This is a genomic window from Actinoplanes sp. NPDC051633 (assembly GCF_040681735.1).
Classification (GTDB): Bacteria; Actinomycetota; Actinomycetes; order Mycobacteriales; family Micromonosporaceae; genus Actinoplanes.
In genome coordinates this window covers 1-5,278 of sequence record NZ_JBFAZH010000536.1, presented here as the reverse complement: position 1 = coordinate 5,278, position 5,278 = coordinate 1, and the positions used below count along the sequence as shown (strand labels likewise).

The window sequence follows — 5,278 nt, the reverse complement described above, 5'->3', positions numbered from 1 at the left end:
CCGGCAGGAACGCCTGGTCGCCGGCGATGTTCGTGCCGGCGCCGGCGTCCCCGACGACCATCACCTCGGCGCCGAGGAAGCGCCGCAGGAGCGGGCTCAGGTGCGCGGGCCGGCCGATGACCAGGTTGTAGGACGCCATCACGGCGACCGCCGCGCCCGCCTGAAGAGGGGCGCGGAAGGCCGGCAGCTCGAACTCGTGCAGGACCCGCGGCGGCAGGTCGCTGGAGGTCCGCGAGCGGTCGGTCTCGTTGTTGTAGCCGAGGAAGTGCTTCAGCGTCGGCGCGGTGCGCAGGTACGTCGGATGGTCACCGCGCAGTCCCCGGGCGAACGCGGTGCCGAGCATGCCGGTCAGCCACGGATCCTCGGCGTACCCCTCCTCGTTGCGCCCCCAGCGCGGGTCCCGCAGCGGGTTCACCACGGGCGCCCACACGTTGAGGCCGACCCGCTCCGGGTCCTTGTGGTGCAGGGCCCGCACCTCGGTGCCGGTGGCCGCGCCGACCCGCTCGACCAGCTCGGGGTCCCACGTGGCGCCCAGCCCCACCGCCTGCGGGAAGACGGTCGCCTCGCCGAGCCAGGCGACCCCGTGCAGCGCCTCGGTCCCGGTGCGGAACGGGCCGATGCCGAGCCGGGGGACGGCGGCCTGGTGCTGGTGCAGCAGGTCGATCATCTCGGCCCGGGTCAGGCGGGCGAGCAGGTCCTCCACCCGGTCGGCGAGCTCCATGGCCGTGCCCTCCCGCCAGCGCCGTCGAAGCGCTTCGACATGTTTCGAGATTGTCACCACGCATCGACGACCGTCAAGGGATGTACGCATCACTTTCCGGGAAGGTAACCGCTTTCCAGCCGTTCCAGCGCGAGCGCCGCCCCACCCGCGGCCACCGCTCCGGGCTCCAGCGTGGACGCCCGCACCTGACCGTCCGCTGTGCTGCTATCGGCCGCTGAGACTAGCGCGCGGCCCTTCATCTCGGCCTCCACCGCGGGGAGTAGCCACGGCGCTAGGGCGGCGAAGGTGCCGCCGAGCACGATCGCGCGCGGGTCGAGCAGGTCGGACAGCACCGAGACCGCGTGGCCGAGCCGCCGGCCCGCCTCTGCCAGCGCGCGCATCGCCACCGGGTCGCCGGCGCCGGCTTGGGCGACCATCCGGTCGAGCTCCGGGGCGTAGTCGGTGATCGGGCCGTCCGCCAGGGTGTCCGGCAGCGCGGCCCGGACCAGGGCCGGCAGTCCCGCGTACGCCTCCAGGCAGCCGTGCCGCCCGCAGCGGCAGAGCGGGCCGGCCGGATCGAGCTGCAGATGGCCGACCTGCCCGGCAAGTCCCCGATCGCCGCGCACCAGGCGGCCACCGGCGATCACGCCGGCGCCCACCCCGGCCCCGCCGAGCAGCACGATCAGGTCGGGCGCACCCGCCTGCGGCCCGGACCGGTGCTCGGCCACCGCGGCCAGGTCGGCGTCGTTCTCCACCGCGATCTCGTAGTCCGGGTGGCGCAGCACCCTCGTCAGCGCGGGACGCAGGTCGAGATCGGACCATCCCAGGTGCGGAGCGAAGCGGACCGCGCCCTCGGCGGTGACCGCGCCCGGCACCGCGACGGTGAGCCCGAGGATGCGCCGCCGGTCGGCGGTCAGCTTGGCGGCGACCCGCCCGGCCAGCGCGGCCACCGCCGACTCCGCCCGCCCGGCCGAGGCGCCCAGCCCGGGGAAGGCGCGCCGCCAGGAGAGCACCCGCTCGCCGGTGAGGTCGACGGCGACCGCCGCCAAGTGGTCCGCGCCGACCTCGATGCCGACGGCGGCGAACGGCCGGCCCTGGAGGGTGAGCAGCGACGCGGGCCGGCCGATCCGGTTGCCGGCCGGGCCGGTCTCGCGCAGCAGCCGGCGATCGAGCAGCTCGGTGACCAGACTGGACACAGTGGCCTTGTTCAGGCCGGTGTGCGCGGCGATGTCGGCCCGCGAGCACGGCGTGTGGGTGCGTACGTGCCTCAGCACCACGGCCAGGTTCGCACTCCGCACATCGGTCAGGTCCGTCGGCTGCCCCGTGCCGCGCCCCTCGATCACTACCCACCGCCCCTGGTTCTTAGGAAACCTCATCATGCCTTATCGGTGACCGGTGGCTCTTGTCCACCTTACTACCGGCGGCTACTTTGTTTGGCTACAAGCCAAACTAACTCGGGAGCGCGCCGTGATCACACCCAGCCGCCGCGACATGTTCCGCCTCGCCGGGCTCTCCGCCGCAGCCGTCGCCGGCGGAGGCGTGCTCGCCGGCTGCGGGGAGAAGAGCAGCCGCGGCGGCACCGCACAGCAGCTCGACAAGCTGGCCGGCGTGCTGCCCGAGCTGAAGGACCCGGCCGGCCTCGACATCCCGCCGCCGGACATCACCGGCATCCGGCCGGTGGCCGACGGCTACACGAAGTTTCCCGCCACGCTGACCGATGCGATCACCGAGAAGCCCGGCCGGGGCGGTGCGCCGCTGCGGGCGATCACCCCGGCGTGGGGTCCGGCGCCGCCCAGCGGGGCGAGCAACTCCTACCTCACCGCGATCAATGCCGAGCTCGGCACGCCGGTCCAGTTCAGCGTGCAGGACGGCGTGCAGTACGCCGACAAGATCGGCGCGCTGCTCGGCGCCCGCGACGTCCCCGACCTGCTCTGCGTGCCCGGCTGGGAGGTGTCCAAGCTGGCCCGCTTCGGCGACGCCGTGAACACCCTCTTCGAGGACCTCACGCCGCACCTCGCCGGGGCCAAGGCGGCCGCGTACCCCATGTTGCAGACCTTTCCGATCGGCGCCTGGCGCAACGCCTGCTGGAACGAAAGGCTCATGTCGGTGCCCAACCCGACCGACGGCCCGTTCCCGTGGGTGATGTTCTACCGCAAGGACCTGCTCGAGAAGGCGGGCGGGAAGGTGCCGGCCACGATCGACGAGCTGTACCAGATCGGCAAGCAGATCACGAACCCGTCCAAGGGCGTGTGGGCGTTCGCCGACATCTTCGCGATGGTCCAGATGCTGCACAAGGTGCCCGGCACCAAGGACGGATGGCGGCTCCGGCCGGACAAGACCCCGGAGTTCAAGTACGAGACGCCCGAGTTCAAGGCCGCCGCCGAGTTCATGGCACGTCTCTACGCCGACGGCCTGGTGCACCCGGACATCGTGGCCAGCCGCGGCGCCGACATGAAGCAGCTGTTCCAGAGCGGCAAGATACTGATCACCCAGGACGGCATGGGCATGTGGCAGCCGATGCAGGCCGAGCAGCAGAACGTCACCAAGGGCTTCGAGGTGCAGCCGGTCCCGCTCTTCTCGGCCACCGGCGGCGACCCGCTCGCCTGGGGCGACGACGAGCCGATCTCCTACACCTTCATCAGGAAGGGCCTGCCGAAGGACCGGGTCGAGGAGATCCTGCGGATCGTCGACTGGTGCTCGGCGCCGTTCGGCACGCAGGAGTTCAACCTCCGCGAGTTCGGCGTCGAGGGCAAGCACCACAACAAGACGGCCGCCGGCCCGGTGAAGACCGACCTGGGCTTCAAGGAGATCGCCAACCAGTACTTCTTCATCAGTGGCCGCCGGCCGGTGGTGCAGCCGACCCCGCAGACCCCGGCGTACGTGCCGGACATGCTCGGCTACTCCAACCAGACCGTGAAGTACCTCGAGAAGGACCCGTGGGACGGGCTCAAGCTGGAGATGCCGGCCCGCTACAAGTCCGGCCAGGTGCCGTTCCAGGACAAGTTCACCGACGTGGTCCGTGGCCGCCGGCCGCTCACCGACATCGACGCGATCGTCAAGGAGTGGAAGGCCGCGGGCGGCGACGAGGCGCGCGAACTGATGGGCAAGGCGCTCGCCGACGCCGGTCGATGAAGGGCCGGTTCCGGCGGGACTGGCCGTTGCTGGTGATGGTCGCTCCCGGCGTACTTCTGCTCGGCGTCTTCCACTATCTGCCGGTGCTCGGCAACATGGTGGCCTTCCAGGACTACAACCCCTACCACGGCGACAGCGCGCTCGCCGCGCTGATCGGCAGCCCGTTCATCGGCTTCGAGAACTTCCGGATCCTGTTCTCCGACCCGGCGTTCTGGGACGCGGTGTGGAACACGCTGTCCATCACCGCGTTCCAGCTCGTCTTCTTCTTCCCGCTGCCGATCCTGCTGGCGTTGGTGCTCAACAGCGTCATGTCGAAGCGGCTGCGGGGCTTCGTGCAGACCGTCGTCTATCTGCCGCACTTCTTCAGCTGGGTGCTCGTGGTGACCTTCTTCGTGCAGATGCTCGGCGGCGCCGGGCTGCTCTCGCAGGAGTTGCGGGACGCCGGGATCGACCCGCCGGAGATCATGTCGAACCCGGACACCTTCATCGTGCTGGTCACCGGCGAAGCGGTCTGGAAGGACGTGGGCTGGGGAGCGATCGTCTTCCTGGCCGCACTGAGCACCGTGGACGGTCACCTCTACGAGGCGGCCGCGGTGGACGGAGCCGGCCGGTGGCGCCGGCTCTGGCACATCACGCTGCCCGGCCTGCGGCCGGTGATCGTGCTGCTGCTCATCCTGCGGCTCGGCGACGCGCTGTCGGTCGGCTTCGAGCAGTTCCTGCTGCAGCGCGACGCGGTCGGACGGCAGGCCGCCGAGGTGCTCGACACGTTCATCTACCACCAGTCGATCGTCACCGGCGACTACGGGCTGGGTGCGGCGGCCGGGCTGTTCAAGGCGGCGGTCGGGCTGCTGCTGATCCTGCTGGCCAACCGGCTCGCGCACGCGCTCGGCGAGCAGGGGGTGTACCAGCGGTCATGAGCTTCGAGGAGAAGCCCGGCGCCGGGCTGCAGGCGGCCAAGGGCTCGGTGCTCACCGTCGTGGTGCTGGCCGTGCTGATCCCGCTGTGGGTGGTGCTGGCCACCAGCGTGTCGTCGCGGGAGACGATCAACGCGGCGGGCGGGCTGGTGGTGGTCCCGCGCGGGATCGACCTGTCCGCGTACCGGATCATCTTCTCCGGCGGGCAGATCAGCCGCGCCCTCGTGGTGAGCGCGACCATCACCGTGCTCGGCACCGCCGTCAGCCTGGTGGTCACCGTGCTCGCCGCGTACGGCCTCTCCCGGCCGGGCTCGCTCGGCCACCGGGCGCTGCTCTTCTACTTCCTGCTCACCTTTCTGATCTACCCGGGCATGGTGCCCAGCTACCTGGTGGTGACCGGCATCGGGCTCAAGGACAGCATCTGGTCGGTGATCGTGCCCAGCGCGATGAGCGTCTTCAACCTGGTGGTGATCCGGGCGTTCTTCCAGAACCTGCCGGGCGAGGTGCTGGACAGCGCCCGGGTGGACGGCGC

General features: G+C 71.1%; 4 protein-coding genes and 1 pseudogene. 3 read left to right on the top strand and 2 right to left on the bottom strand.

Translation table 11 applies throughout. The features are described 5' to 3' along the window. A partial coding sequence (locus AB0M20_RS25965) for a glycoside hydrolase family 3 N-terminal domain-containing protein (RefSeq protein WP_364302435.1) occupies nt 1-721 on the bottom strand: 721 nt, incomplete at its 3' end. 89 nt (nt 722-810) lie between these two features. Further along, the gene (locus AB0M20_RS25960) at nt 811-2,079 is read right to left on the bottom strand and encodes an ROK family transcriptional regulator (protein WP_364302433.1); all 1,269 of its coding nucleotides are present in this window, start codon (nt 2,077-2,079) and stop codon (nt 811-813) included. A gap of 88 nt (nt 2,080-2,167) precedes the next feature. On the opposite strand from AB0M20_RS25960, the gene AB0M20_RS25955 reads away from it, so the two are divergent. The 3 genes and pseudogenes from AB0M20_RS25955 to AB0M20_RS25945 form a co-directional block, all read left to right on the top strand. Further along, a complete protein-coding gene (locus AB0M20_RS25955) occupies nt 2,168-3,832 on the top strand; it encodes an extracellular solute-binding protein (RefSeq protein WP_364302431.1) in 1,665 nt (554 codons plus the stop codon). Beyond that, nucleotides 3,829-4,749, top strand: coding sequence for an ABC transporter permease subunit (locus AB0M20_RS25950; protein ID WP_364302429.1), 921 nt, complete (start codon nt 3,829-3,831; stop codon nt 4,747-4,749). Before AB0M20_RS25955 ends, AB0M20_RS25950 begins: the two co-directional genes overlap by 4 nt. After that, nucleotides 4,746-5,278, top strand: a pseudogene (locus tag AB0M20_RS25945) (carbohydrate ABC transporter permease); the annotation flags it as partial. The gene AB0M20_RS25950 and the pseudogene AB0M20_RS25945, both read left to right, overlap by 4 nt.